Source organism: Millisia brevis NBRC 105863 (assembly GCF_001552615.1).
Taxonomy (GTDB): Bacteria; Actinomycetota; Actinomycetes; order Mycobacteriales; family Mycobacteriaceae; genus Millisia; species Millisia brevis.
In genome coordinates this window covers 103,275-128,572 of the sequence record NZ_BCRN01000009.1, presented here as the reverse complement: position 1 = coordinate 128,572, position 25,298 = coordinate 103,275, and the positions used below count along the sequence as shown (strand labels likewise).

The 25,298-nt window shown below is 70.4% G+C and carries 21 protein-coding genes; 12 read left to right on the top strand and 9 right to left on the bottom strand.

Annotated features, from left to right (window positions below):
* Nucleotides 1–17: 17 nt before the first annotated feature.
* From MB1_RS14130 to scpC, 3 genes are all read left to right on the top strand, one after another.
* The gene (locus tag MB1_RS14130) at nucleotides 18–1,361 is read left to right on the top strand and encodes an LLM class flavin-dependent oxidoreductase (RefSeq protein ID WP_066908330.1); all 1,344 of its coding nucleotides are present in this window, start codon (nucleotides 18–20) and stop codon (nucleotides 1,359–1,361) included.
* Nucleotides 1,362–1,399: 38 nt separating this feature from the next.
* Nucleotides 1,400–2,011, top strand: a complete 612-nt coding sequence (locus MB1_RS14125) for an MSMEG_1061 family FMN-dependent PPOX-type flavoprotein (protein WP_066908550.1) — start codon at nucleotides 1,400–1,402, stop codon at nucleotides 2,009–2,011.
* A 232-nt stretch (nucleotides 2,012–2,243) separates the two neighbouring features.
* Nucleotides 2,244–3,812, top strand: coding sequence for a succinyl-CoA:acetate CoA-transferase ScpC (gene scpC / locus MB1_RS14120; protein ID WP_066908327.1), 1,569 nt, complete (start codon nucleotides 2,244–2,246; stop codon nucleotides 3,810–3,812).
* 83 nt (nucleotides 3,813–3,895) lie between these two features.
* Here the strand turns inward: scpC and MB1_RS14115 are convergent, their stop codons facing one another.
* Entirely contained in the window at nucleotides 3,896–4,708 is an 813-nt protein-coding gene (locus MB1_RS14115) for an FRG domain-containing protein (protein WP_169801666.1), read from the bottom strand.
* Nucleotides 4,705–5,175 (bottom strand): DUF1801 domain-containing protein, encoded by a 471-nt coding sequence (locus tag MB1_RS14110; protein WP_066908319.1) that lies wholly within the window; start codon nucleotides 5,173–5,175, stop codon nucleotides 4,705–4,707. Before MB1_RS14110 ends, MB1_RS14115 begins: the two co-directional genes overlap by 4 nt.
* A gap of 100 nt (nucleotides 5,176–5,275) precedes the next feature.
* On the opposite strand from MB1_RS14110, the gene MB1_RS14105 reads away from it, so the two are divergent.
* Nucleotides 5,276–6,283, top strand: a complete 1,008-nt coding sequence (locus MB1_RS14105) for a YceH family protein (protein ID WP_066908317.1) — start codon at nucleotides 5,276–5,278, stop codon at nucleotides 6,281–6,283.
* A 106-nt stretch (nucleotides 6,284–6,389) separates the two neighbouring features.
* On the opposite strand, the gene MB1_RS14100 is transcribed toward MB1_RS14105, so the two are convergent.
* Nucleotides 6,390–7,586: an LLM class flavin-dependent oxidoreductase gene (locus MB1_RS14100; RefSeq protein ID WP_066908314.1), complete on the bottom strand. Its 1,197-nt coding sequence runs from the start codon at nucleotides 7,584–7,586 to the stop codon at nucleotides 6,390–6,392.
* The gene (locus MB1_RS14095) at nucleotides 7,583–8,956 is read right to left on the bottom strand and encodes an NtaA/DmoA family FMN-dependent monooxygenase (RefSeq protein WP_066908311.1); all 1,374 of its coding nucleotides are present in this window, start codon (nucleotides 8,954–8,956) and stop codon (nucleotides 7,583–7,585) included. The genes MB1_RS14100 and MB1_RS14095 overlap by 4 nt, the downstream gene beginning before the upstream one ends.
* Nucleotides 8,957–9,441: 485 nt before the next feature.
* On the opposite strand from MB1_RS14095, the gene MB1_RS14090 reads away from it, so the two are divergent.
* The 4 genes from MB1_RS14090 to nikE are packed head-to-tail and all read left to right on the top strand — an operon-like array spanning nucleotide 9,442 to nucleotide 14,462.
* On the top strand, nucleotides 9,442–11,079 hold the full coding sequence (locus tag MB1_RS14090) for an ABC transporter substrate-binding protein (protein WP_439646947.1): 1,638 nt from the start codon (nucleotides 9,442–9,444) through the stop codon (nucleotides 11,077–11,079).
* Nucleotides 11,076–12,062 (top strand): ABC transporter permease, encoded by a 987-nt coding sequence (locus MB1_RS14085; protein WP_066908308.1) that lies wholly within the window; start codon nucleotides 11,076–11,078, stop codon nucleotides 12,060–12,062. The genes MB1_RS14090 and MB1_RS14085 overlap by 4 nt, the downstream gene beginning before the upstream one ends.
* Nucleotides 12,055–12,951, top strand: a complete 897-nt coding sequence (locus tag MB1_RS14080) for an ABC transporter permease (RefSeq protein WP_066908305.1) — start codon at nucleotides 12,055–12,057, stop codon at nucleotides 12,949–12,951. The genes MB1_RS14085 and MB1_RS14080 overlap by 8 nt, the downstream gene beginning before the upstream one ends.
* Nucleotides 12,948–14,462 carry a nickel ABC transporter ATP-binding protein NikE gene (gene nikE, locus MB1_RS14075; RefSeq protein ID WP_066908302.1) on the top strand — a complete coding sequence of 505 codons (1,515 nt, stop codon included), beginning with the start codon at nucleotides 12,948–12,950 and terminating at the stop codon, nucleotides 14,460–14,462. Before MB1_RS14080 ends, nikE begins: the two co-directional genes overlap by 4 nt.
* Before the next feature lie 95 nt (nucleotides 14,463–14,557).
* Here nikE and MB1_RS14070 read toward each other — a convergent pair whose 3' ends face one another.
* Both MB1_RS14070 and MB1_RS14065 read right to left on the bottom strand, forming a co-directional pair.
* Nucleotides 14,558–16,168, bottom strand: coding sequence for an acyl--CoA ligase family protein (locus MB1_RS14070; RefSeq protein WP_066908299.1), 1,611 nt, complete (start codon nucleotides 16,166–16,168; stop codon nucleotides 14,558–14,560).
* A gap of 249 nt (nucleotides 16,169–16,417) precedes the next feature.
* Nucleotides 16,418–17,179 carry an HAD-IIA family hydrolase gene (locus MB1_RS14065; RefSeq protein WP_066908544.1) on the bottom strand — a complete coding sequence of 254 codons (762 nt, stop codon included), beginning with the start codon at nucleotides 17,177–17,179 and terminating at the stop codon, nucleotides 16,418–16,420.
* Between the two features lie 247 nt (nucleotides 17,180–17,426).
* On the opposite strand from MB1_RS14065, the gene MB1_RS14060 reads away from it, so the two are divergent.
* The 3 genes from MB1_RS14060 to MB1_RS25130 all read left to right on the top strand — a co-directional run bounded on the left by MB1_RS14060 (nucleotide 17,427) and on the right by MB1_RS25130 (nucleotide 20,142).
* Complete coding sequence (locus MB1_RS14060) at nucleotides 17,427–17,792, top strand: YciI family protein (RefSeq protein ID WP_066908296.1); 366 nt, start codon at nucleotides 17,427–17,429, stop codon at nucleotides 17,790–17,792.
* Nucleotides 17,789–19,054, top strand: a complete 1,266-nt coding sequence (locus tag MB1_RS14055; RefSeq protein ID WP_066908293.1) for an RNA polymerase sigma factor — start codon at nucleotides 17,789–17,791, stop codon at nucleotides 19,052–19,054. The genes MB1_RS14060 and MB1_RS14055 overlap by 4 nt, the downstream gene beginning before the upstream one ends.
* 110 nt (nucleotides 19,055–19,164) lie before the next feature.
* Entirely contained in the window at nucleotides 19,165–20,142 is a 978-nt protein-coding gene (locus MB1_RS25130; RefSeq protein ID WP_245650191.1) for an HIT family protein, read from the top strand.
* Between the two features lie 3 nt (nucleotides 20,143–20,145).
* Here MB1_RS25130 and MB1_RS14045 read toward each other — a convergent pair whose 3' ends face one another.
* Nucleotides 20,146–20,682, bottom strand: a complete 537-nt coding sequence (locus tag MB1_RS14045; protein WP_084351800.1) for an Lrp/AsnC family transcriptional regulator — start codon at nucleotides 20,680–20,682, stop codon at nucleotides 20,146–20,148.
* A 159-nt stretch (nucleotides 20,683–20,841) separates the two neighbouring features.
* On the opposite strand from MB1_RS14045, the gene MB1_RS14040 reads away from it, so the two are divergent.
* On the top strand, nucleotides 20,842–23,181 hold the full coding sequence (locus MB1_RS14040; RefSeq protein WP_066908541.1) for a thiamine pyrophosphate-binding protein: 2,340 nt from the start codon (nucleotides 20,842–20,844) through the stop codon (nucleotides 23,179–23,181).
* A 23-nt stretch (nucleotides 23,182–23,204) separates the two neighbouring features.
* Here the strand turns inward: MB1_RS14040 and MB1_RS14035 are convergent, their stop codons facing one another.
* Together MB1_RS14035 and MB1_RS26045 are read right to left on the bottom strand one after the other, a co-directional pair.
* Nucleotides 23,205–24,896: an alpha/beta hydrolase gene (locus MB1_RS14035; protein WP_066908290.1), complete on the bottom strand. Its 1,692-nt coding sequence runs from the start codon at nucleotides 24,894–24,896 to the stop codon at nucleotides 23,205–23,207.
* Nucleotides 24,893–25,240 carry a hypothetical protein gene (locus MB1_RS26045; RefSeq protein WP_066908287.1) on the bottom strand — a complete coding sequence of 116 codons (348 nt, stop codon included), beginning with the start codon at nucleotides 25,238–25,240 and terminating at the stop codon, nucleotides 24,893–24,895. Before MB1_RS26045 ends, MB1_RS14035 begins: the two co-directional genes overlap by 4 nt.
* Nucleotides 25,241–25,298 lie beyond the last annotated feature (58 nt).

The window sequence follows — 25,298 nt, the reverse complement described above, 5'->3', positions numbered from 1 at the left end:
AGCGGAGGCGACACATCATGACTGACCAGAAACGCCAACTCGTGCTGGGCATGCTGATCGGCGGGGTGGGCAACCACCAGGGGGCGTGGCGGCGACCGGGCTCGCGGGCCGAGGAGACCTACGACCTGTCGCTGCTCGGCGACATCGCCCGCGCCGCCGAGCGGGCCCGCATCCACACCCTGTTCATCGCCGACGGGCTGACCCTGGACCGGGATCAGGCCCGCACCAAGCCCTTTGCCCACCTCGAGCCGATCACACTGTTCTCCGCGCTCGCGGCGATCACCGAGAAGATCGGCTTCGTCGCCAGCGTCTCGACCACCTTCTCCGAGCCGTACAACGTCGCGCGTCAGCTCGCCTCGCTCGACCACATCTCCAAGGGGCGGGCGGCGTGGAATATCGTCACCTCCGCCTGGGGTGAGGTGAACTTCGGTGGGCAGCCGCTGCCCTCGCACGCGGAGCGCTACCGGATCGCCGAGGAGTACGTGCAGGCGATCTTCGCGCTGTGGGACAGCTGGGAGACCGACGCGGTCGTCCTCGACCGCGAGCGCGGGATCTACGCCGATCCGAGCAAGATTCACCCGATCGACTTCGTCGGCGAGCGGTATTCGATCGCCGGTCCGCTCAATGTCGCCCGCTCGCCGCAGGGGCGGCCGGTGATCGCGCAGGCCGGATCATCCGACGACGGGCAGAACTTCGCTGCCCGGCACGCGGAGATCGTCTTCACCGCGCAGCAGACGCTCGGCGAATCGCAGGAGTTCTACCGCTCGCTCAAGGGGCGGGTCGCCGCGGCCGGCCGCGATCCGGAGGACGTCAAGATCCTGCCCGGGGTCTCGCCGATCCTCGGCCGCACCGAGAAACAGGCCCGCGAGCTGCACCGCGAGTTGGTCAACCTGATCGACATCGAGACCGGGCTGATCCGGCTGTCCCGCCAGCTGGGGCATATCGACCTGACCGACCTCGACGTCGACGGGACGATCCCGCCGGAGCGGCTGCCGGATATCGCCGCGGTGCAGGGCAGGCAGTCCCGCTACGGGGTGTTCAAGCAACTCGCGATCGAGGAGAAGTTCACCATCCGGCAGCTGATCGAGACCGAGGTCTCGTCGGCCGGGCACTGGGTCCCGGTCGGGTCGATCGAGCAGATCGCCGACCTGCTGACCGAGCGGTTCGAGCAGCGCGGCGCCGACGGTTTCATCCTGTTGCCGTCGTTCTACCCGGAGGGCTTCGACTACCTGACCGACGGACTGGTCCCGCTGTTGCAGGAACGCGGCCTCTTCCAGACCGAATACCAGGGCGACACCCTGCGCGAACGGCTCGGCCTCCCACAGCCGGCGCCCGCATCGGTCGTCGAGCGCACCGCGTAAACCACGGGCCGGTTGACCCGCGTGACACCATGGGCGACATGCGGATCACCACGGTCGAGCAGTTGCGCGGCATCGTCGGGGAACCCATGGAGATCGCGGCCAGGAAGGTGAAGCCGGCTCTCGAGCCGGTCCATGCGGAATGGCTGGCCGCGACTCCGATGGTCTTCGTCGCCACCACCGACGCGAACGGGTCCATGGACGTCTCCCCGAAGGGGGATCCGCCCGGAAAAGTGGTGCACGTCATAGATGCCCGGACGATCGCGATCCCGGAGCGGCCGGGCAACAGGCGCGTCGACGGCTTTCTCAACGTGCTCGACATTCCGGCCGTCGGCACCATTTCGGTCGTCCCCGGCCGAGGCGACACCCTGCGGATAAACGGCACCGCTCGGATCGTCGACGACGGGGACTACTTCGACCACCTCGCCGTCAAGGGGCGTCGGCCGATCCTGGCCTTGGAGATCGACATTCACGAGGTCTTCTTCCACTGCGCCAAGGCATTCCTGCGTTCGGAATTATGGAAACCGGAAACCTGGAATCCCGACGTATTGCCCACCACGGCGCAGATCACCAAACGGCTGCTCCCCGAACTCGACCAGGCGATGCTCGAGGAGCGCTACGCGGAAGCGAACTACCGCAAGCTGCTGTACTGACCCACCCGGTCCCTCGGCCGTTACCCGAGACCGTTCGGTTTCCGTTTTGTCTGTACCATCCGAGAACCGGTCGCCGCACAGCCCGCGCGCGACCGGGACCGATTGGATGTGCGCGCGCCGGTACCTCTCCCATTGGAGGGAACCGGCTCTTCCGGACGGCCGGAGACCGCGCCGCAGCATAGGCTGATATGTGGTCGGTCAGGCGAACGAACTCCTGAGGAGGCGATGACACGTGAGCGAACGCATTGCGCATCCTCAGTTGCTGTCGAAGGTGATGTCCGCGGATGAAGCCGTGCGCTTCATCCATGCCGGTGACAACGTCGGCATGAGCGGCTTCACCGGATCCGGTCACCCCAAGACGGTTCCGCCGGCGCTGGCCCGCCGGATTTCCGCGGCCCGGGAGACCGGCCGCGAGTTCCGCGTCGGCGTGTGGACCGGCGCGTCGACCGCCCCCGAACTCGACGGTGCGCTGGCCGAGGCCGACGGCATCGAACTGCGCATCCCGTACCAGTCGGACCCGATCACCCGCGGGCGGATCAACGACGGCCGGATGGAGTACCTCGACATCCATCTCAGCCACGTCGCGCAGTCGGTCTGGCAGGGCTTCTTCGGGCGCCTCGACGTCGCGGTGATCGAGGTTGTCGGGATCACCGCCGACGGCGAACTGATCCCGTCGACGTCGGTCGGCAACAACAAGACCTGGCTCGATCTCGCCGACCGGGTGATCCTCGAGGTCAACGAATCGCAGCCGCTGGGCCTGCTCGGCATGCACGACATCTACTACGGCACGGCGCTGCCGCCGGACCGTCGACCGGTGCTGATCAACGCCCCCGGCGACCGGATCGGCCAGACGACGTTCCGCTGCGACCCGGAGAAGGTGGTCGCGGTGGTCCGCACCTCCGACCTGGACCGCAATACCGCGTTCAGCCCGCTCGACGACGTCTCGCGCGGGATCGCCGGCCACTTCGTCGACTTCCTGCAGCACGAGGTGCGCCGCGGGCGCCTGCCCGAGAACCTGCTGCCGCTGCAGTCGGGCGTCGGCAACGTCGCCAACGCGGTGATGGCCGCCCTCGGCGAGAGCGATCTGCACGGCCTGACCGCCTATACCGAGGTGATCCAGGACGGCATGCTCGACCTGATCCGCTCGGGCACGATCACCGTCGCCTCCGCCACCGCGTTCTCGTTGAGCCCGGACGGCGCCAAGACGCTGCTGGACGAGATCGACGATCTGCGGCACAAGATCATCCTGCGCACCCAGGAGATCTCGAACCATCCCGAGGTGATCCGCCGCCTCGGGGTGATCGCGAACAACAGCCTGATCGAGGCCGATATCTACGGCAACGTCAACAGCACCCACGTCATGGGCTCGCGGATCCAGAACGGGATCGGCGGCTCCGGCGACTTCGCCCGCAACGGCTACCTCGCCACCTTCGTCACCCCGTCGACCGCCAAGGGCGGCGCCCTGTCGTGCATCGTGCCGATGGTCACCCACGTCGACCACACCGAACACGACACCGACGTGCTGATCACCGAGTACGGCGTCGCCGACCTGCGCGGCCTCTCCCCGCGCAAGCGGGCCCGCCGCATCATCGACAACTGTGCGCACCCGGACTTCCGCCCGATGCTCGACGACTATCTCGAGCGGGCGACCGCCGGAGCCTGGGGTCGGCATACCCCGCAGCTGCTCGGCGAGGCGTTCTCCTGGCACGAGCGGTTCATGGAGACCGGGACCATGCGCCCCGAATCGGCGGCCGCGGTCTCGGAGGCCGAAGCGGTGGTCACCGACCTCCTCGAGGGATAGTCGCTGCTCCCGGTACTGCGGACACGCTGAGCTGTCGACCCGCGGAGCAGCGGAGCCGCGGAGTTTGCGGGCCCCCGGCGGGGTCAGGCGCGGCGGGCCTGCGCGTACCCGGCGAGGTCGGGGTAGAGGGTCTCGGCGTTGTACCCGAGCAGCCGATCGAGGAACTCCCGCAGCCGCGGCTTGGCCTCGGCCGGGATGCGGAAGACCCCGAAGGGCGGGCGGTTCGTCGCGCTCGGGGAGGGGGCGGGCTCCGGGTCGAGCCACCGGTCGATCCCGAGGTCGAGGCAGGTCTGTGCCGGGACCGGGTCGGGTACCCGCCCGAAGATGAAGGCGCCCTGCTGCGCCCGGATGCGCACCTCGACCGGCGGCGGCCGCCAGAGGTGGAACGACGGCTCGGCGATCAGATCCGCGATCGGGTCGTCCTCGCGCTCCGGGGGCAGTTCGCGGCCGGTGACGTCGAAGGCGAACAGGCCCGCGTCGTAGTCGTCCTGGGTGCGGTCCTCGGTGGCGAACCACAGCGAGATCATCGCGTTGAACGACACGTCGAGCAGCCGGGTCGCCGCGCCCTGATGTTGCAGAACCGCAAGCAATTCCAGGTCGGTCATCTCGAAGCCGTCGCGCCGGTCGAGGCGCAGTCGCCGGGCGCCGTCGAGCAGTTCGCGTTCCTCGCTGGCGACCTCGGCCTCCCCGGCCGGTTGCCGCCGCGACCGGGAGACCCGCCGGTAGAGCGCGGTGTCGAGCGACCAGTTCAGATTGGCGACCCCGCGGTAGACGATCGTCGCGTTGCGCGCATACGTGTCCGGCACGGCGAGAACGTCGCGGCCGTCGCGCAGGTCGAAGGTGAAGGCCGAGGCCCAGCCCTGGTCCTCGGGGATCGCGCTGCGTGGGTCGGTCATTCGGACGATCCCGCCTCCCGGGCCCGCGCCGTCCATGTCCCGGAGGACAGCGCCGAGTAGGACGTGCGAACGATCCGCTCGAGCATGTCGAGATCGACCGCCGCGAGATCCTTCAGGTAGAGGCACCCCACCCCGGTGGTATGCGGGCCGAGCACGGCCAGGTCATCGGCGTGGGCGCCGATCCCGTCGCCGAGGTAGATCACGGTGGCCGCCTTGCGCGGTGCGAATCCGGCTGCGGGAGCATCACCTTCGCGGCCGGACTCGTAGCGGTAGTGGTAGCTGCCGTAGCCGATGATCGACGCCCACAGCGTCGGTTCCAGGCCGGTGATGCGACCGAACAGCTCCAGCAGCGTGCGCGCGTCCCGGCGCCGCTTCAGCGGGGTGACCCCCTCGACCAGCGTCGATACCTCCGACCCCGGGCCGGGCAATGCATCGGACCCATGGCCGGGACCCTCGGACTGCGGCATCCACCCACGCTAGCGCGCCCCGATCGGGGAATTCCACCCGTGCTCACCGCGGGTAGGACTCCATTTTCGGGTGGGTGTGCCCGCGGGTAGGTTTGGGCCCATGGCGTTGCCGGTGCTCGACGCGATGGAACAGCGGATCCTCGGCTCCCTGCTCGAGAAGCAGGTGACCGTTCCCGCGAGTTATCCGATGACGATCACGGCGCTGCGGACCGCCTGCAACCAGGCGTCGAGCCGCGACCCGGTCGTCGACTACGACCAGGCCGACCTCGAGCGCTGCCTGCGCGAGTTGGAACGGCGCGAATTGGTCCGGCTGATCTGGCCGAGCGGCTCGCGCACCGTCAAATATGCGGAGGCGATCGACCGGGTCCTCGATCTGGACGCCGCCGAACGCGCCCTGCTGACCGTGCTGCTGCTGCGCGGCGCCCAGGCTCCCGGCGAGCTGCGGACCCGTACCGATCGGTTGCACAGCTTCGCCGACCGGGAGCAGGTGAGCGCGGTGCTGCGCGCCCTCGCCGAGGGGGAACAGCCGCTGGTGCGCGAATTGGAATTGCGGCCCCGCGAACAGGATCGACGCTGGATCCACCTGCTCGGAGCACCGTCCACCGACGAGCACCCCGCCCCGACCCCCGCCGCACAAACCGCCGCCGCCCCAACCCCCGCCGTCGCACCGACCCCAGCCGCCGCCCCAACCCCCGCCGTCGCACCGACCCCAGCCGCCGCGACGAGCCCCGCTTCGGTAGCCACCGCCCCGACCGCCGGCGCACCGGTCTCCGCGCCGACCGCCACCGTCGCGGCGGCGCCGAACACGCTCGCGCCGAGCCCGGCCGCCGACGTCATCGCCCACCGCGCGCTGATCAGTTCGCAGGGCGAGGTGACCCTGGACCTGTACCGACCGGTGATCGCCGACGACGGCGGCTACCGCTGCCACTTCCGGATCGGCGCGGCGGGTTCCGACTCGATCGACGGGTCGGCGCACGGCGTCGACGGGATCGACGCGCTGGTCCTCGCGCTGGCCGAGGCGCGGGATCTGCTGCGGAAGTTGGGGATCGGCGTCAGCTTCCCCGGCCACGCCGACCCGGTGCTCCCGGAACCGATCGTCGACCGGTAGGCCCCGGGAGCACGGTTCGGCCCGTCGCACGGGTCGGCCCCGGACGTACGGTTCAGCCGGGACGCACGGTTCGGCCCGTCGCACGGGTCGAACCGGGGAGCATGGTTCAGTTTGTCGCGTACCGGTTCTCCGGCCGTGGCAGCCGCAGCAGACCGCGCAGCGTGTCGGCCTCGTAGCTCTCCCGGAACGCCCCGCGCCGTTGCAGTTCGGGGACCAGCGCGGTGGTGATCGTCGTCAGATCGTAGGGCAGCAGACCGGGGCGCAGACGGAAACCGTCGAGGCCGGCGAGCCGCCAGTTGACCAGCAGATCCGCCAGTTCGCTCGGGGTGCCCGCGAAGACCGCGGCATCGGAGGACAGCGGCGTCCCGTCGATCTCGTCCAACCGCGTCTTGCGCTGCGCCGCCGCGCCCGGCTCGTCGTCGAGGAAGACCACCAGATCGGAGAAGACCCGGATCGGTTCGAGGCCGTTGCGCCCGTTGGCCTCCCGAATCGTCGCGATCTCGGTGAGGATAGCGTCGAGGTGCGAGCGCGACCGGGGCGTCACGTAGACGATGTCGGCGCCGCGCACCGCCAGCTCGTACGGCAGGTGCGCGTGGGCGAGCACGGTCACCAAGGGTTGCCCCTGCGGCGGCCGCGGGGTGATCGACGGGCCGCGCACCGAGAACTGCGGACCGTCGAAGTCGATGTAGTGCAGCTTGTCCCGGTCCAGGAAGCGGCTGGTGGCGACATCGCGGATCTCCGCGTCGTCCTCCCAGCTGTCCCACAGCCGGCGGACCACCTCGATCGCGTCGCTCGCCTCGGCGAACAGCTCCACCGCGGCGGGGGAGGCCGCCAGGTCCCGGAAGTCCTCCCGGGTCAGCCCGGGCAGGGTGCGCCGGCCGAAGCGGGCCGCGTGATCCGGGCGCGGCGAGACCCGCGGCCGCCACCCCGCCCGACCGAGCGAGGCGAAGTCGAGGGAGGCGATGCCGGTCGAGATGTGGAACGGCTCGCTGTGCGTCACATCGGTCGCGGCGACCAGCCCGATATGCGAGGTGATCGGCGCGACCCGGGTGGCCAGCAGGATCGCGTCGAGCCGACCGCGCGCGATACCGGCGCGCCGGTCCCCGGTGAGGCTCTCGCCGGTGGCGGGAGCCAGAGCGTCCTCGAAGGTGACGAAGTCGAGCAGCCCGCGCTCGGCCTCGGTGACCAGGTCGGCCCAGTAGCGGCCGGTGAACAACTCCTCGGCGCGGCTCGACGGGTCGCGCCAGGCGGCGGGATGCCAGCCGGCACCGTCGAGGGCGACGGCCAGATGCAGATAGCTCACGATGCGTCCCTGATCTCTGCGGTGGTGGACGAGGCGGACGGGGTGCGGGCCGGGCCGAGACCCAGGTGCTCGCGCAGGGTGGTGCCGGTGTACTCGGTGCGCACGACCCCGCGTTCGCGCAGCAGCGGAATCACCTGATCGACCAGGTCGTCCAGGCCGCCCGGCGTCAGGTGCGGGACGAAGACGAACCCGTCCGCGCCGTCGGTCTGCACAAATTCGTTCATCTGATCGGCGACCGTCCGCGCGGTGCCGACGAAGGTCTGCCGCGACGTCGCCTCGATGACCACCTCCCGCGAGGACAGTCCCTTGGCCTCGGCCAACTCGCGCCACTGCCGGGCCATCTCGCCGCGGCCGGTGCGGAACTGCGCCTGCCCCTTGGCCAGCAGCGTGTCCTCCTCCGGCTCGAACGCCGGCAGCGGCCCGTCCGGGTCGTGCCCGGTCAGATCGCGACCCCAGACCGCCTCGAGCCGGCTGATCGCCGTCTGCGGGCTGACCTGCGCGGCGCGCACCTCGCGGGCCTTGACCAGGGCTTCGGCGTCGGTGTCGCCGAGTACGTAGGTCACCGCGGGCATGATCTTCAGGTCGTTCTCGCCGCGGCCGAAGCGCGGCAGGCGATCCTTGACGTCCCGGTAGAACGTGCGTGCGGCGTCGATGTGGCTGTGCCGGCTGAAGATGACGTCGGCATCCGCGGCGGCAAAATCGCGGCCCTGCGGGGAGTCGCCGGCCTGGACGATCACCGGGTGGCCCTGCGGCGGGCGCGGGATGTCGAAGACCCCGGAGATGTCGAACTGGGGGCTGCGGAAGCGGAACTCGCCGGCGTGCGGGGCGGCGAAGATGCCCGCCTCGCGGTCGACGAGCAGATCGTGCTCCGGGCGGCTGTCCCAGAGGGCGCGCACCGCGGCGAGGAATTCGATCGCGCGGTTGTAGCGGTCCTCCTCGGCGAGGAAGCCGCCGCGCCGGAAGTTCTCCCCGGTGAACTCGTCGAAGCTGGTCACCACGTTCCAGGCGGCGCGGCCGCCGGACAGGTGGTCGAGCGTCGCGAGGCGTCCGGCGATGTCGAACGGTTCGTTGAACGTCGAGTTGACGGTGCCGGCGAGACCCAGATGGGTGGTGACCGCGGCCAGCGCGGTCAGGACCGTGAGGTTGTCCGGGCGTCCGACGACGTCGAGGTCGTGGATGCGGCCCTTGTATTCGCGCAGCCGCAGTCCCTCGGCGAGGAAGAAGAAGTCGAATCCACCGCGCTCGGCGGTGCGAGCGAGCTCGACGAAAGAGGCGAGCTCGATCTGGCTGCGCGAGCGTGGGTCCGCCCACACCGTGGTGTTGTTGACCCCCGGAAAATGCGCCGCGAGGTGGATCTGTTTGTCCGGCATGCGACCTGTGGCCTCCCGTGTTCGGATATCCGGTCCTGAAGTCGAGCAGTTGTCTGCGTCGAGTGCAACGCCACCGCCTCGGCGGGCGATCGCTTTCCGATCACTGTGAACACAACCATGGTGCCTCGAATAGGTGTGTGGCTTCATTCTTGACGGCTCTGTGCCGTCCTGGAGGGGGAGCCCATGTGGAAACTGTGGCCGCCATCACCTGCGGATATGCGTCATCTTCTGTTCGGCGCGACGACGTTTCCGGAGGGCCCGGCCGTCGAGACGGTCATCACCCGCTGCTGCGGCCCGGCGGCCGAACCCGCCGAGCCGACCGATCGACCGAACCGGCCCGTCGCGGTTCGCTGACCGTCACCACCCCGCGCGTCCGTTCGTCGACGCGGCCATCGGCATGCCCGCCGTACTCCCGATGCCCACCTCGTCCGCATGCCCGCCGTCACCCCCATCTGCCCGCATCTCCGCCGCATCGAAAGAAGCCCGTGCCTGCCTTCGCCGCCGTCCGTACCCGTGCCGACCGCAACCGTGTGTTTCCGGCCGCCGCCCTCCTAGCCGCTGCGGCGATCACCCTCACGTCCTGCTCCTCGGGGTCGGGTACCACCGCCGACGACGCCGGCCCGGCGACCCTGCGCTACGGCCTGTCCGGCGCGCCGACCTGCGCGGACCCGGCGCAGTCGGCCAGCAATCAGACGATCTACGTCGCCCGTCAGGTGGTCGATTCGCTGACCGACCAGGACCCCGAGACCGGTGAGATCGTGCCCTGGCTGGCGCAGTCCTGGGAGATCAACCCGGACGCAACGGAATTCACCTTCCATCTGCGCGACGGGGTCACCTTCTCCGATGGCACCGCGCTGACCGGGGAGTCGGTGAAGTCGTCGTTCGACTCGGTGGCCAATACGCTGACCTCGGCCAAGGCCCAACTCGGGGCGAGCTATCTGTCGGGATATGTCGGCACCGATGTGCCCGACCCGAGCACCGCGATCGTGCGGTTCTCCGCCCCGAATTCGCAATTCCTGCAGGCGTCCTCGACCGCGCAGCTCGGTATCGTCGCCGCCTCGACGACGGCGCTGTCCCCGGAGGAGCGCTGTGCGGGCGACGCCGTCGTCGCCTCCGGCCCGTTCACCTACGAGGACTACCGGCAGGATTCCTCGGCGACGCTCGTCCGCCGGGACGACTACGACTGGGCGTCCGAGGCCGCGCTGCACCAGGGTGCGGCGCACCTCGGGCGCATCGAGTTCTCGATCATCCCCGAATCGGGGGTGCGCACCGGATCGTTGGCCTCCGGGCAGCTCGACCTGATCAGCGACGCGCTCCCGCAGGACGCCCCGCAGATCGAGGGCTCGGGCGGCCGGATCGAGACCGCAGGCAACCCCGGCATCCCGTTCGGCATCCAGCCCAACGTCAGCCGCGGGGTGCTCGCCGACGGCGCGGTCCGCCAGGCGCTGATCGCCGCGATCGACCGGCAGGAACTGGTCGACACCGTGCTCGGCCCGCAGTTCCGACCGGCCGACTCGTCGCTGGCATCGGCGACCCCCGGTCACGTCCCGGTCGACACGGTCACCTTCGATCAGGCTCGCGCCCGCACGATCCTCGACGACGCCGGCTGGCAGGAGGGCGCCGACGGCATCCGCACCAAGGACGGGCAGCCGCTGTCGTTCACCGTCCTGGTCACCTCGGTCTTCGCCGGCAACCAGGCGATCCTGGAGCTGGTGCAGCAGCAGCTGCGCGCGGTCGGCATCGACCTGCAGATCGACCTGATCTCGAACGCCGAGTACACCACCCGTTCCAACGACGGCGACTACGACGCGATCTACTACAACTCCAGCCGCGCCGACGGCGACATCCTGCGCACCGCCTTCGCCCTCGACCAGCGCAACCTCAACCACCGTGGCCCGATCCCCGACCTCGACGAGGTGCTCGCCGAGCAGCTGACGACCATCGACCCGACCCAGCGCGCCGAGCTGATCGCCCGCGCCCAGCAGTTGGTCATCGACAACGGACTGTGGATCCCGACCGTCGAGCTGTCCCAGGTGATCGGCGCGGCCCCGACCGTGGAGAACGTCCGCTTCGACGCCTCGGCCCGGCTGCTGTTCTTCGATACCGACGTCGCCGGCCGATGATCCGCTACGTGGCGTACCGGCTGGCCTGGGCGGTCGCCGTCATCTGGGCGGCGTTCACCGTCGCCTTCGGGGTGCTCTACGTCCTGCCGTCCGATCCGGTGAGCATCGCCGCCGGCGCGGCCGGTTCGGGGACCCCGGTCGACGCGGCGGCGATCGCCGAGATGCAGCAGCGCTACGGACTGGACAAGTCGGTCGGCGAGCAATACGTCGTCGGCCTGGGCAATGCGGTCACCGGCGACTTCGGCCGGTCGATCGGCACCGGCCAACCGGTCACCGAGGCGATCGCCGCGGCTCTGCCCAGCACGATCCAACTGGCTCTCGCGGCGCTGGTGCTCGCGGTGGTCTTCGGCGGCGGGTTGGCGATCCTGGCGACTTATCTGCGCACGTCCTGGCTGCGCACCGCGCTGCTGGCGTTGCCGCCGCTCGGCGTCGCGGTGCCGACGTTCTGGAGCGGTCTGATCCTGCTGGACCTGTTCTCCTTCCGGTTGCCGATCTTCCCGGCGTTCGGCGACACCGGGTTCACCTCCCTGGTGCTGCCGGCGATCGCGCTGGCGATCCCGACCGGCGCGATGATCGCGCAGGTGCTGGCGACCAGCCTGATCGGTACCGCGCGCCAACCGTTCGTCGACACCGCCCGGGCCAAGGGGGCGAGCGACCTGCGGGTGCACGTCCACCACCTGCTGCGGCTGTCGTCGATCCCGGCGCTGACGATCGCCGGCGTGCTGGTCGGCGACATCCTCGCCGGCGCCGTGGTCGTCGAGACGGTCTTCGCCCGCAACGGGCTCGGCCGGCTGACCCAGACCGCGGTGCTCAACCAGGACATCCCGGTCGTGTTGGCGGTGGTGCTGTTCAGCGCGCTGGTCTTCGTCCTGGTCAACCTGGTGGTCGACCTGATCTACCCGCTGATCGACCCGCGCGTGGTCGTGCGCGCCGCACCGACCAACCCTGTGTCGACGGCCGACCGGGAGAGCTCCGATGTCTGATATCGCCGTGGTCGCCGACGCCGACCGGTCCGCCGCTCCCGAGCCGCCCGCCGAATCCCGCCCCACCCGGCGGGCCCTGCCCTGGCGCCGAATCCGCCGGTCGGTGTCGATCTGGTTGGCGGCGCTCGTCCTGCTGATCGCGGTCGGCTTCGCGTTCCTGCCCGATCTGTTCGCCCGCTACGACCCGCTGATCGGCACCCCGGCCGACAAGCTGCTGCCGCCGTCGGCGACGTACTGGTTCGGTACCGACAACCTCGGCCGCGACGTCTTCTCCCGGGTGGTGCACGGCGCCGGCCTGTCGCTGGGCTCCACCCTGCTCGCCGTCGGGCTCGCCGTGGTGATCGGCTCGACGCTCGGCCTGGTCAGCGGCGCCCTCGGCGGCGTCATCGACACGGTCTTCATGCGGTTCGTCGAGGTGCTGCAGTCGATCCCGACGCTACTGGCGTCGTTGGCGCTGGTGACCGTCCTCGGCTTCGGCACGGTCAACGTCGCGATCGCGGTCGGGGTCACCTTCATCGCCGCCTTCGCCCGGGTGATGCGCGCCGAGGTCCTGCGGGTGCGCTCGTCGGCCTACGTCGAAGCGGCCACCGCCGGCGGCAGCAGCCCCCTGCGGGTGCTGTGGCGCCACATCCTGCCGAACTCCTACGCGCCGGTCCTGTCGCTCGCGGCGGTGCAGTTCGGGCTGGCCGTGCTCGCCGTCTCGGCGCTGAGCTTCCTCGGTTTCGGTGCGGTGCCGCCCACCCCGGAATGGGGCTCGCTGGTCTCCGAGGGCCGCGGCTTCCTCGGCGTCGCCTGGTGGATGACCACGATGCCGGGCCTGACGATGATCGCGATCGTCCTGTCGGCCCACCGCCTCGGCCACGCCCTCGACGATCGGAGAAGCCGATGAGCGAGCCCCTGCTCGAGGTATCCGACCTCGAGGTCACCTACGACGGCGCCCCGGTCGTGCGCGGTGTCTCGCTGACCGTCGACCCCGGCGAGGTGGTCGCCCTGGTCGGCGACTCCGGCTCCGGGAAGTCGACCACCGCCCACGCGGTCCTCGGCCTGCTGCCGCGCGGCGGCGAGATCACCGGCGGCCGGATCACCTTCGCCGGCGATCGGGTGGACAACGCCCCGCGCCGGGCCCTGCAGGCGCTGCGCGGCCGGCGGATCGGGCTGGTCCCGCAGGACCCCGGCACCGCCCTGAACCCGGTGCACCGGGTGGGCGAGCAGATCGCCGAGGTGCTGCGTATCCACCGCATCGCCGACAAGCGGGCGGCGGCCACCGCGGCGATCGATCTGCTCGAGGCGGCCGGGATCGACTCCCCGCAGCTGCGGGCCACGCAGTATCCGCACCAACTGTCCGGCGGTCAGCGCCAACGCGTCCTGATCGCGATCGCCCTGGCCTGCGATCCGCAGCTGGTGATCGCCGACGAACCGACCAGCGCCCTCGACGTCACCGTCGCCCGGCGCATCCTCGACCACCTCGAGGACCGCATCCGCCGGGAACGCACCGCGGTCCTGCTGATCACCCACGACCTCGCCGTCGCCGGCGAACGCGCCGACCGCATCCTGGTGCTACGCGACGGCCGTATCGAACGGCACGGCGAGGCGGCGGTGATCGCCCGCGAACTGCGCATCCCGGTACCCGACGCGCCGCGACGACCGCCCGCCGCACCGGTCCTGGAGCTGTCCGGCGTGGGTAAATCGTTCGGCCCGATCCGGGCGGTCGCGGGGGTGGACCTGACCGTGCAACGCGGCCGCACCCTGGCGCTGGTGGGGGAGAGCGGCTCGGGCAAGTCGACCACCGCACGCATCGCCGCCCGCCTGGAGACCCCCGACGCCGGGACGGTGCGCTTCGAGGGCACCGACGTCACCGGGCTGCGCGGTCGGGCGCTGCGGCGGTGGCGGCGCCGGATCGGGGTGGTCTACCAGAACCCCTTCGCCTCGCTCGACCCGCATCTGACCGTCGCGGACATCGTCGCCGAGCCGTTGGCGGCGTCCGGGGTGGCCCGGCGGGATCGCCGGGAGCGGGTGATCGACCTGTTGGCGTCGGTCGACCTGGACGAGCGCTTCCTCGACCGCAAACCGGCGCGGCTGTCCGGCGGTCAGCGGCAGCGGGTGGCGATCGCCCGGGCCCTCGCCGGCGAGCCGGACGTGCTGGTCCTCGACGAACCCACCTCGGCCCTCGACGCCAAGGTGGCCTGGCAGATCCTCGACCTGCTCGCCGACCTGCAGGAGCGCCGCGGACCGGGATACTTGCTGGTCACACACGATCTCGGGGTGGTGCGCCGGATCGCCGACGCCGTGGCGGTGCTCAGTGCCGGCCGGATCGTCGAGGCCGGGCCCGCGGCCGACGTGCTCGGCGACCCGCAGCATCCCTATACCCGCGATCTGCTCGCGGCGGTGCCGACCGGCTAGGACGTGTGCAACCGTTCACCACACAGGGCCGCCGCGACGATAGTTGTCGCGGCGGCCCTGTCAGGAAGATGTACGCACACCCGTCGGGGTGGTTGCTACTGGATGCGGCGCTCGCGGCCCTTCCACATCTCCTCGCGCAGCACGAACTTCTGGATCTTGCCGGTCGAGGTCTTCGGCAGGTGGCCGAAGACGACACGGCCGGGCGCCTTGTAGCGGGCCAGCCGGGACTTCACGAAGTCGACGATCTCGGACTCGGTGGCGTCCTGGCCGTCCTTGAGCGTGACGAACGCCGCCGGCACCTCGCCCCACTTCTCGTGCGGCATCGCGACCACGGCAACCTCGAGCACCGCCGGGTGGTCGGCGATGACCTGCTCCACCTCGACCGAGGTGATGTTCTCGCCGCCGGAGATGATGACGTCCTTGCTGCGGTCGCGCAGCTCGATGTAGCCGTCCGGGTGCATGACGCCGAGGTCACCGGTGTGGAACCAGCCACCGGCAAACGCCTGGGCCGTGGCCTCCGGGTCGCGCAGGTAGCCGAGCATCACATTGTTGCCGCGCAGCAGGATCTCGCCGACCGACTCGCCGTCGCGCGGCAGATCGTTGCCGTCGAGGTCGACGATGCGGGCGGTGGTGCCCACGACGTTCGACACACCCTGCCGGGCCTTGAACTTCGCCCGCTGGTCGCCGGGCAGGTCGTCCCACTTCGACTGCCATACGCACAGCACCGCCGGCCCGTAGACCTCGGTCAGACCGTAGACGTGGATGACGTTGAAGCCGAGGCGGTCCATATCCCGCAGGATCGCCGGTGACGGCGGGGCACCGCCGGTGGCCAGCTTGACCGGGTGCGCCATCGGCTCGGCCTCGCGGGCGAAGGCGATCATCGACATCACGGTCGGGGCGCCGCACATGTGGGTGACCGCGCCGCTGCGCAGGTGCTCCCAGATCAGCGACGGGTCGACCTTGCGCAGGCAGATCTGTGTGCCGCCGGCCGCGACGATCGCCCAGGGGAAGGTCCAGCCGTTGCAGTGGAACATCGGCAGCGTCCACAGGTAGCCGGAGTCCGGTCCGATACCCAGGTGCGCCATCATCCCGACCGCCTGCAGGAAGGCGCCGCGATGGTGGTACATCACGCCCTTCGGGCGGCCGGTGGTGCCGGAGGTGTAGTTGATCGACAGGACGTCCAGCTCGTCGACGATCGGGCGCGGGATCGGGTCGGCCGAGGCCAGCAGCGCCTCGTACTCGTCCTCCGACGAGATCAGCTGTACCTCGGGCAGCTCCTTGGCGACCTCGGCGGCGATCTCCGCGAACGACGGGTCGTAGATCAGCACCGACGACTCGCTGTGCTTCACCAGGTTGGCCACCTCGAAGGCGGACAGGCGGGTGTTGATCGCGACCAGCGGGACGCGCGCCCACGGCACACCGAAGTGCGCTTCGAGCAGGACATGGCTGTTCGGCGCGATGACCGCCACCGGGCGACCGTCCGCGATCCGGGTGATCGCACCGCCGAGGCGGGCCACCCGGTCGTACAGCTCGGCGTACGTGAAGCTGCGGTCACCGTCGACCACCGCGGTCCGATCCGCGAAGCTGTCGCGCGCCCGGTCGAGAAAGCCGAGCGGGCTGAGCGGCTCGAAGGAGGCGCTCGGCGCGTGTCCCGCGGCGGTGTCGACCCCCTGCGGTTCGACGGGTGCGGATGGATGTGCGGTCACAATGCCTCCGGTGGTGATGTGAGCTGAATATCGACCCGCCGGACCCGCGACTGTGACCCACGGGTCCTTAACCGGCTCCTCGAGAGCCCTTGGGCACTCCTGAAGTGTATGTCGCACCCGTCACAAGGCCTCCGAAGAATCGGACTCCACGGTGGTAGAGCCGTCCTTTCGAAGGGTGCACGGGCGCTCACCCGACGGGATGTCGCCTCGGGCGAGTGGCACGGGCGGCCCGGACAGGTCGGCGTCCGGTCAGTGGAAGGGGTCGGTGGTGTACCCGACGAGGTCGGCGACCGAGTCGAGGACGAGCGTCGGCCGGAACGGGTACTGCTCGACGGAGTCGGCGGTCGAGATCCCGCTCAGGACCAGGATGGTGCGCAGCCCGGCCTCGAGCCCGGAGACGATGTCGGTGTCCATCCGGTCGCCGATCATCAGGGTGTGCTCCGAGTGGGCGCCGATCGCCCGCAGCGCCGAGCGCATCATCAGCGGATTGGGTTTGCCGACGTAGTACGGCTCCTTGCCGGTCGCCCGGGTGATCAGGGCGGCCACCGAACCGGTCGCCGGGACCACCCCCTGCCGTGATGGCCCGGTCGGATCGGGGTTGGTCGCGATGAACCGCGCGCCGCCGTCGATCAACCGGATCGCGGTGGTGATCGCCTCGAACGAGTAGGTCCGCGTCTCGCCGAGCACCACATAGTCGGGGTCGGTATCGGTGATGACGTAGCCGATCTCGTGCAGCGCGGTGGTCAGCCCCGACTCGCCGAGCACGTAGGCGGTGCCGTTCGGGCGCTGGCTGTCGAGGAAGTCCGCCGTCGCCAACGCGGAGGTCCAGATGGCGCGCTCGGGGATGTCGAGGCCGCTGCGCTGCAAGCGGGCGTGCAGGTCGCGGCGGGTGCGCATCGAGTTGTTGGTCAACACGATGAACGGGGTGCGCGCCTCGGTCAGTTCCTTGATGAACTCCGCCGCGCCCGGGATCAGGTGCTGCTCGTGGACGAGGACGCCGTCCATGTCCATCAGGTACTTCCAGCCCTCGGGCGGCTGATGGGGCTGCTCGATCGGCTGCGTCGCGTCCTGGGGGTTCACCCCACCAGTCAAGCAATTTCCCTGCCGTCCCGGAGGTGAATTCTTCGCCACAACCGGCGTTGACGACATTTTCCGGCGAGGCTGTCGATATCCGGACGATTCGCCCGTCATGGTGGTGACGGCCCCACGAGGCGGCCGTCCGGGACGACCCGCTCGAACTCACTGGAGGGTGACGAGGATGAAGTACGTGGTGTTGCTGGTCGGATACGCCGACGGTCGCAGCTGGGACGAGCGCAGCGAGGCCGAACAGGCCGAGTTCCTCGAGGCGCACGCCGGCTTCGACGCGGCGGTCGAGGCCGCCGACGGATGCGCGATCATCGCCGGTGAGGCCCTGAACGACGACGGCAGCGATGCGACGGTTGTGATCAACCACGCCGACGCCGATCCGGTGATCACCGCGGGGGCGTTCAGCGAGGCGACCGAGGCGATCGGCGGCTTCTACGTGCTGGAGGTCCCCGACCTGTCCACGCTGTTGGAACTGGTCAAGAAGATGCCGCCGTACACGATGGAGTTGCGACCGGTGGTGGAATACGAGATGGAATGACCAACCCGGTCGCGATCGCCCACCGCGACCACTGGGGCCGGCTGCTGGCGGTCCTGGTGGCGCGGTATCGGCGCCTCGATCTGGCGGAGGATGCGCTGGCCGAGGCGTTCGCGAGCGCTGCGCGGGTGTGGCCGGGCGCGGTTCCGGACAACCCGGCGGGCTGGTTGATGACCGCGGCGAACCGGGTTGCCGTCGATCAGTTGCGCCGAGAAGAGGTCGCGCGGCGGCGCCGGCCGTTGCTGATCGTCGACGCGGCGGGGCGCGAGCGAGTCGGATCGGAGCGCGAGATGATCGACGATCTCGACCCCGCCCCGCTGCGCGACGATCAACTGCGGATGATCTTCCTGGTCGCCCACCCGGCCCTGGCACCGGAGGCGTCGGCGGCGCTGGCTCTGCGCCTGGTGCTCGGGCTGCCGACCGCGACGATCGCCGACCTGTTCCTGGTGCCGACCGCGACGATGGCGGCGCGGCTGACCCGGGCGAAGAAGCGCATCATCGCGGCCGGTATCCCGCTGGAGTTGCCCGAGGGCGCGGCGCTCGACGGGCGCATCACCAACGTCTGCCGCGTGGTCTACCTGTGTTTCACCGCCGGCTACGCCCCGCCGGCCGGGGATCGGCTGCTGGAGCCGGCGTTGTCGGGGGAGGCGATCCGACTGGGCCGGCTGGTGGTCGACCTGCTGCCCGACCGCCCCGCGCCGGCCGCCGGGTTGGCGGTGATGCTGCTGCAGCATTCCCGGCGTGACGCGCGGGTGGACGCCGACGGCGGATTGGTGTTGCTCGACGACCAGGATCGCCGCCGCTGGCATCACGACGAGATCGCCGAGGGGATCGCCCTGCTCGACGGGGTTCGCGGCACCCTCGGCGGGTTCGGGGCGCAGATGTACCTGCAGGGGCGGATCGCCGCCGAACACGCGGTGGCCGCGTGTGCCGAGGATGTCGACTGGGCGCGGATCGACCGGTGGTACCGGCAGCTCGAACGGCTCACGCCGAGCCCGGTGGTGCGGCTCAATCGGGCGGTCGCCGTGTCGCGCGCGGTCGGGCCGGCGGCAGGCCTGGAGGTCCTGAACGGTGTGGACGACGCCTTGGCCGACAACCACCGGCTGCATGCGGTGCGCGCCGATCTGTATGAGCGCGTGGGGGATTCGGCCGCGGCCGCCGACCAGTACCGCCGCGCGATCGAGGTGTGCGACAACGCCGTCGAACGCCGGCACCTGCAGCGCATGCTCGACGCGGTGACCGGTTCCGGCCGGGACACCCGCTGAGGTCGTAGGTTCGGTCGGGACGACCGCTGAGGTCCTAGGGTTTCGGATACGACCGCGGAAACGACCGCGACCCGATGTGACGTGGCGGATTCCTCGATCGGGAGGTGGCGGTGGCGGACACGGGATCAGCGGATGTGATCGACCCGGGCGACCCGTCGACCTGCCCCTTCTGCGTCATCGTGCGCGGCAAGGATCCCGCGGCGCGGGTGGTCGACCGCACCTCGTCGACGGTCGCGTTCCTGCCGCTGAACCCCGCCACCCGCGGCCACACCCTGGTGGTCCCCACCCGCCACGTCCCGACCGTGTGGGGCCTCGAAGCCGCCGAGGCGGAGGCCCTGGCCCGCGAGACCACCCGCATCGCCGAGGCGGTGCGCGGTGCGGTGAACCCGGACGGCATGAACATCATTCAGTCCAACGGCGCCGCCGCCACCCAAACCGTCCCGCACCTCCACGTGCACCTCGTCCCGCGCCGGCACGGCGACCGGATGATCCTCGACTGGCCCGACGGTCCCGCCGAGGACGGCGACGCGCAGGACCGCACCTTGGCCGAGATCCGGGATAGCCTTCCGACCGTGCCCGAGAATGGTGATCCGCCGGCGCCCGCCGGCAATCCGCCCGCGCCGGCCGATGCTCCGCCCGGGCCCGCCGGCGCCCCTCCCGTGTCTCCCGAAGACCGCCGCCAGCACCTGGACTTCATCCAGAGCACGATCACCCGGATGTCGCAGGCGTCGTCGTCGGCCAAGACGTGGGCGCTGCCGATCGTCACCGCCACCTACGGCTACGCGATCGTCGAGGACGCCTGGGGTGTCGCCCTGCTCGGCATCCTGGCCGTCGTGATCTTCGCGATCCTCGACGCGAACTACCTCAAGCAGGAACGCGCCTTCCGGCACCTGTACGACCAGGTCGCACGCGGCGGTCCGATCCCGACGTTCTCGATGAACTCGACGCTCGCCGCACCCGCCGGCTCGACCGTCAACTACTGGCCCGATGCCGCGGACCTGCGCTCCTGGTCCATCGCCCTGGTCTACGGGCCCCTGCTGGCGGCGGGAATTGTCATCGCCATCTGGTTCGCCATCGTCCCTGTGTGATGTCTAGGCACCCCCGTCCGGCCCGCCGGTTCGGGTCGAGGTTCGGTCGTCCGTGCGCGTCGGACCCGCGCGGTCCGGCTCGATCAACTGGGTGACCCGGTACTCGACCAACTCCCGCATCACCAAAGACGTGCGCGTCCGATCGACCCCGTCGATATCGAGGATGCGACCGGCGACCCGGTACATGTCGTCGGCGTCGCGGGCCACCACCTGCACGAGCAGGTCGTCCTCGCCACTGATGCCGTCCACCGAGATCACCTCGACGATCGACCGCAGGTGCTCGGCGACGGCGTCGAGGTGCACCTGCTGCACCCGGGTGAAGACAAACGCACGCAGCGGATAGCCGAGATAGGCGGGGTCGATGCGGCGGTCGAAGCCGCGGATCGCACCGCCCTCGTCCCACCGATTGAGGCGCGCGTGCACGGTATTGCGGGAGATCCCGGTGCGCTCCGCCAGACCGGCGGTGGTCGCGCGCGGGCTGTCGGTCAATGCCAACAGCAGGTTGGCATCCGCCCGGTCGAAGGTGCGGCGAGGGGTCATAGTGACGAACATACCGCCCCCACGCAGCGCCCGATTGGGCATTCTGCGCAATTCGGCGCCGCGATCTTGTGCGACTGATCGACCAGTGGTCCGATGGAAGGACGAAGTGCACCCGCCGACGCGACCCGCCCGAGGTCGCGCGAGGAGGTTGACGTGACCATGTCGGACATCTCGGCGCAGCCCGCCGCGCCCGTGCCGGGCGGCATCACCCCGGATCCCTTGGATGAGATCGCCCGCCGGGTGCTCTGGCTCTCTACCGCGATCGTTCACCACGCCAACCGGGTGCGCCCCAATACCAGCGGCCTCAAGGTCGGCGGACATCAGGCGTCCAGCGCGTCGATCGTCGCGATCATGGTCTCCCTCTACCTCGAGCAGTTGCGAGCGCAGGACCGGGTATCGGTCAAGCCGCACGCCTCGCCGGTGCTGCACGCGATCAACTATCTGCTGGGCTCCCTGGACGAGAAGTACCTGACCACGCTGCGCGAATTCGGTGGACTGCAGAGCTATCCGAGCCGCTCCAAGGATCCCGACCCCGTCGACTACTCCACCGGGTCGGTCGGCATCGGTGCCACCGCACCCATCTGGGGTGCGATCGCTCGCCGCTACGTCGAGGCGACCTTCGGTGGCGCCGGCACCGGGCGGCAGTACTCCCTGGTCGGCGACGCCGAACTCGACGAGGGCGCGATCTGGGAAGCCCTGGTCGACCCGGCGGTCCCCGAACTGGGCGAAATCGTGTGGATCATCGACCTCAACCGGCAGTCCCTCGACCGGGTGGTGCCCACCTTCGCGGCTACCCGCCTCGAGACGATGTTCTCCGCGGCCGGGTGGCAGGTGATCACCGTCAAATTCGGTACCCTGCTCGAGGAATTGTTCACCCGCCCCGGTGGCACGCATCTGCGCGACCGCATCGTCGAGATGTCCAACCCGGAATATCAACGGCTGCTGCGCTGTTCGGCTACCGAGCTGCGCGACCGCCTCCCCGGTGACGGCGCCGGGGCCGATGCGATCCGCACTCTGATCGCGGACCTGGACGATCCGACCCTGCTGCGCGCGATCCGTAACCTCGGCGGCCACGACATGGCCGCGCTGCGCGCCGCCTACGCCGGCATCGACGACAGCCGACCCACGGCGATTATCGCGTACACCGTCAAGGGTTTCGGTCTGCCCACCGAGGGGCACCCGCAGAACCACTCGTCGCTGCTGTCGACCGAGCAGTTCCGCTCGCTTGGTGGCGAACTCGGTGAGGACCCGGACCACCCCTTCCGGCGCTTCGATGCGGACAGCGCTGCCGGCGAGATCTGCCGGGCCGCTGCCCAACGGTTGCGCCGCGAGGACATTCCGTCGATGACCCCACCGCCCGTGCCCACCGACATCGGGCGGGTGCCCTCGGCGACGTCGTCGACCCAGGCCGCGTTGGGTCGAGTGCTGCTCGACCTGACCCGAGACGCCCCCGACGTCGCCCGCCGCATTGTCACCGTCTCTCCCGACGTCTCGTCGAGTACCAACCTGGCCGGCTGGCTCAACAAGGCCGGGGTGTGGTCGCCGACCGAGCGGCGCGATTGGTTCGCCGACGACTCCGACACGATCATGCACTGGTCCGAACGCCCCACCGGCCAGCACATGGAACTGGGCATCGCCGAAACCAACCTGGTCGGGCTGCTCGGTGAGTTGGGCGCCACCTGGAGCCGCTGGGGGCAGCCGCTGCTGCCGATCGGCGTGCTCTACGACCCGTTTGTCGAGCGCGCCCTCGAACCGTGGTCGTTCGGCATGTATGCCGGCGGCCAGTCGATCCTCGTCGGCACTCCCTCCGGGGTGACCCTGGCGCCGGAAGGTGGTGCGCACCAGTCGATCACCACCCCATCGGTCGGGTTGGAACAGCCGAGCTGCGATACCTACGAACCGGCGTTCGCCGCCGAGGTCGAGTGGATTCTGCTGCACTGCCTGGGGCAACTCGGCCGTCCCGATGGACGCTCGGCCTATCTGCGGCTGTCGACCCGGCCGGTTCAACAGGGCCTCGCCGCGATCCCCACCGATCCCGCCGCCCGGGAACGGCGCCGCAAGCAGGTGATCGCCGGCGCCTACACGCTGCGCGCGGAATCGACGCCGGAAGTGTGCATCGTCGCGATGGGCGCCATGGTCACCGAGGCCCTGGCGGCCGCGGATCGGTTGGCGACCATGGAGATCCGCGCCGAGGTGATCTGCGTGACCGGCCCCGGCGCGATCTTCCAGGCCCTGCAGGCGCGGCGCGGTCTCGACGACGGCCCGTCGTGGATTCTCGATCAGGTCTTCCCGGCCGAGCGGGCGGCGCCGATGGTGACGGTCCTCGACGGACACCCACACAGCCTGGCGTTCCTGTCGACGATCAATCGGGTGCCCGCGCAGCCGTTGGGCGTCACCCGATTCGGGCAGGCCGGCTCGCTCGAGGACGTCTACCGCTATCACGGGATCGACGCGGACAGCATCGTCGCGGCCTGCCTGGATGTGCGCGGCTCCGCCTGAGTCGCCGCTGCACCGGGGTGGGATCACGTCGACCACCACCCCGGGGCGCGGTGCGGGATTTCGTTACCGGTGTCGGCGAGAACGGCCGCGAGGTTGTAGCCGGTGACCCGAAGCTCACCGTTGCTGCCCGGGCGGGCGTAGTCCGAGTGGCCGTCCGCGCCGTCGCGGGCCACCCCGTCCGGGGTGACCACCGGATCGGTGGAGAGCCGTTCGACGCCGGGCAGATCGGACGGGTTGGTGCCGAACCAGGGGATATGGGCCACAGGGTCGCGGTGTGCGGTCATCTCGTGCACCTCGTCGACGCCGAGCCGGTCGGTGATCGTCTCGCCGGCCGCCGCTGCGACCCCGGGAGAGCCGTAGAAGACTGCCGCGTCGACACCATGACTCGGATCGTGTTGTAGAGCAAGGCTGGTGGTCAACGATCCGTAGGAGTGTCCGAAGGCGCTGACATTCGCGTCGTGCTCGCCGTTGGCGGCGTCGAGCCCGCGGAAGAAGCCGTTGAGGTCGACGGCGCCACGCTCGGCGTGCTCACGGGTCAGGATGTCGACCACCCCGGGCCCACCGTCGGCGATCTGCGGGGCGTCGTACCCGAGCCACGCGATCACCGCGACGCTCTCCGTCTCCCGGTCGGCCGCCCGCAACTGGGCGATCGCCTCCTCGCGCAGTTGCTCACCCTCGGAGACCATGCCGTTCAACGAATCGCGCACGGTGGTGGTGATTCCACCGGTGGTGACCGACACGTGGTCGGCCGCGTCGGGGTCTCCGATCGCCATGGCCGCGCGGGTCTGCGCGCCGGAGTCGGTGTCGAGCAGCAGCAACAGCCGATCGTCGCCGGCGAGGTTCGCGCGCACCGCATCCAAATCCAACAGCCGCAGCTGGGCCTCGGCGATCCGGTCGAGCACCTCCCGCCGCGCGGCCATGGTGACGGGCCCCTCGGCACCACCGGGATCGCGGGCGTCGAGTTGCGCCAGCGTGGACCGGTGGGCGGCCAGGGTCGATTCCCACCGCGCCCGCAGATCGTCGAGCCGCGCCCGGTTGGCCTCGTCCCGCACCCGAGCGGGTAGCCCGTCGAGACCACCGATCAGCGCCGGGTGCTCGCCGAGCAGCATGTGTTGCTGTCCGGTGGACAGCGATTCCCACCAGCGGCGCCGATCCTCCGGTGTCGCTCCGATCGGTGGCATCGGTGCCGGGAGGGGCAGTAGGTCGGCGGCGCGACGCAGCAGGGCGGCGGCCGACAGGTCGATATTCGCCAGTCGGGCCAATGCGGCGGCGATGTCGGTCGACCAGCGCATCTCCCGTTCGTGGAGGACGGCGAGCGCGGACGGATCGGACGACGCCGTCGCGATCGATCGCAGGGCTGCGGAGGCTTGGGCGGCTCCGTACTCGGAGATCTCGAAACCGTCGCCTTCGGCGGTGGCGACGGCGTCGAGCACTGCGCCCCGTCCGGCCGCCACCCGAAAGTGTGCATCCTCGGCCGCATCCGCAACTTGTCGGAGACCCGTTGCGAGCGCGTCGACTCGTTGCACGATCGCGCCGGCCATCACCCGCGCGGCTTCGGAGGCTTCCCCGGCCCATGCGGCGCTCACGTCGCCGACGGCGCTGCGATAGTCCGCGGTGCGGGTGTGCAGGTCGTCGGAGAGCGTCCGCCAGCCGCCCGCGCGGTCGAGCAGCGCCTCGGGCTGCCACGACCGGGTGAGCGAGATCGTCGGGTTCATCGGAGTTCGTTCCCGGGGTCGGCGGAGACCTGCGATCCGACCGCCGCGGTGCCGGCGTCGATCGGGCCCGAGCCGGCCGAGCCCGAGGTGAGATCCCCCGCCCGGGCGTCGGCTGCTTCGTAGGACTCCGCGGTCCGCTCGACCGTATCCGCCCATCGCTCGACACGTCGGCGCGTGTCGTCGACCGCTCCGGTGATGTCGGCGGCGAGGCGATCGCACTGCCGGGCCGACGCGGAGTCCGGCATGTCGGCGCCGGTATTGACCGGAACGGTTCGCGCGTCGGCCCACGTCGAGCGGGCGCGGGCCGCCGCATCGCGCAGCGCCTGCGGATGAACGATCAGCATCGCGAATCTCCTTGGTATCGAACAGGATCACATGGATCGAAGCCGGCCCGTGCCGCAC

Bases quoted from the DNA above. Each gene is read 5' to 3' on its own strand.
- MB1_RS14105 (WP_066908317.1), top strand. From the start codon at position 5,276: ATGGCGTTGCCGGTGCTCGACGCGATGGAACAGCGGATCCTCGGCTCC.
- MB1_RS14065 (WP_066908544.1), bottom strand. From the start codon at position 17,179: ATGGACATGGACGGCGTCCTCGTCCACGAGCAGCACCTGATCCCGGGC.
- MB1_RS14055 (WP_066908293.1), top strand. From the start codon at position 17,789: ATGACCAACCCGGTCGCGATCGCCCACCGCGACCACTGGGGCCGGCTG.
- MB1_RS14125 (WP_066908550.1), top strand. From the start codon at position 1,400: ATGCGGATCACCACGGTCGAGCAGTTGCGCGGCATCGTCGGGGAACCC.
- MB1_RS14130 (WP_066908330.1), top strand. From the start codon at position 18: ATGACTGACCAGAAACGCCAACTCGTGCTGGGCATGCTGATCGGCGGG.
- MB1_RS26045 (WP_066908287.1), bottom strand. From the start codon at position 25,240: ATGCTGATCGTTCATCCGCAGGCGCTGCGCGATGCGGCGGCCCGCGCC.
- MB1_RS14080 (WP_066908305.1), top strand. From the start codon at position 12,055: ATGTCTGATATCGCCGTGGTCGCCGACGCCGACCGGTCCGCCGCTCCC.
- MB1_RS14060 (WP_066908296.1), top strand. From the start codon at position 17,427: ATGAAGTACGTGGTGTTGCTGGTCGGATACGCCGACGGTCGCAGCTGG.
- MB1_RS14085 (WP_066908308.1), top strand. From the start codon at position 11,076: ATGATCCGCTACGTGGCGTACCGGCTGGCCTGGGCGGTCGCCGTCATC.
- nikE (WP_066908302.1), top strand. From the start codon at position 12,948: ATGAGCGAGCCCCTGCTCGAGGTATCCGACCTCGAGGTCACCTACGAC.
- MB1_RS14095 (WP_066908311.1), bottom strand. From the start codon at position 8,956: ATGCCGGACAAACAGATCCACCTCGCGGCGCATTTTCCGGGGGTCAAC.
- MB1_RS14115 (WP_169801666.1), bottom strand. From the start codon at position 4,708: ATGACCGACCCACGCAGCGCGATCCCCGAGGACCAGGGCTGGGCCTCG.
- MB1_RS14045 (WP_084351800.1), bottom strand. From the start codon at position 20,682: ATGACCCCTCGCCGCACCTTCGACCGGGCGGATGCCAACCTGCTGTTG.
- MB1_RS14110 (WP_066908319.1), bottom strand. From the start codon at position 5,175: ATGCCGCAGTCCGAGGGTCCCGGCCATGGGTCCGATGCATTGCCCGGC.
- MB1_RS14035 (WP_066908290.1), bottom strand. From the start codon at position 24,896: ATGAACCCGACGATCTCGCTCACCCGGTCGTGGCAGCCCGAGGCGCTG.
- MB1_RS14040 (WP_066908541.1), top strand. From the start codon at position 20,842: ATGTCGGACATCTCGGCGCAGCCCGCCGCGCCCGTGCCGGGCGGCATC.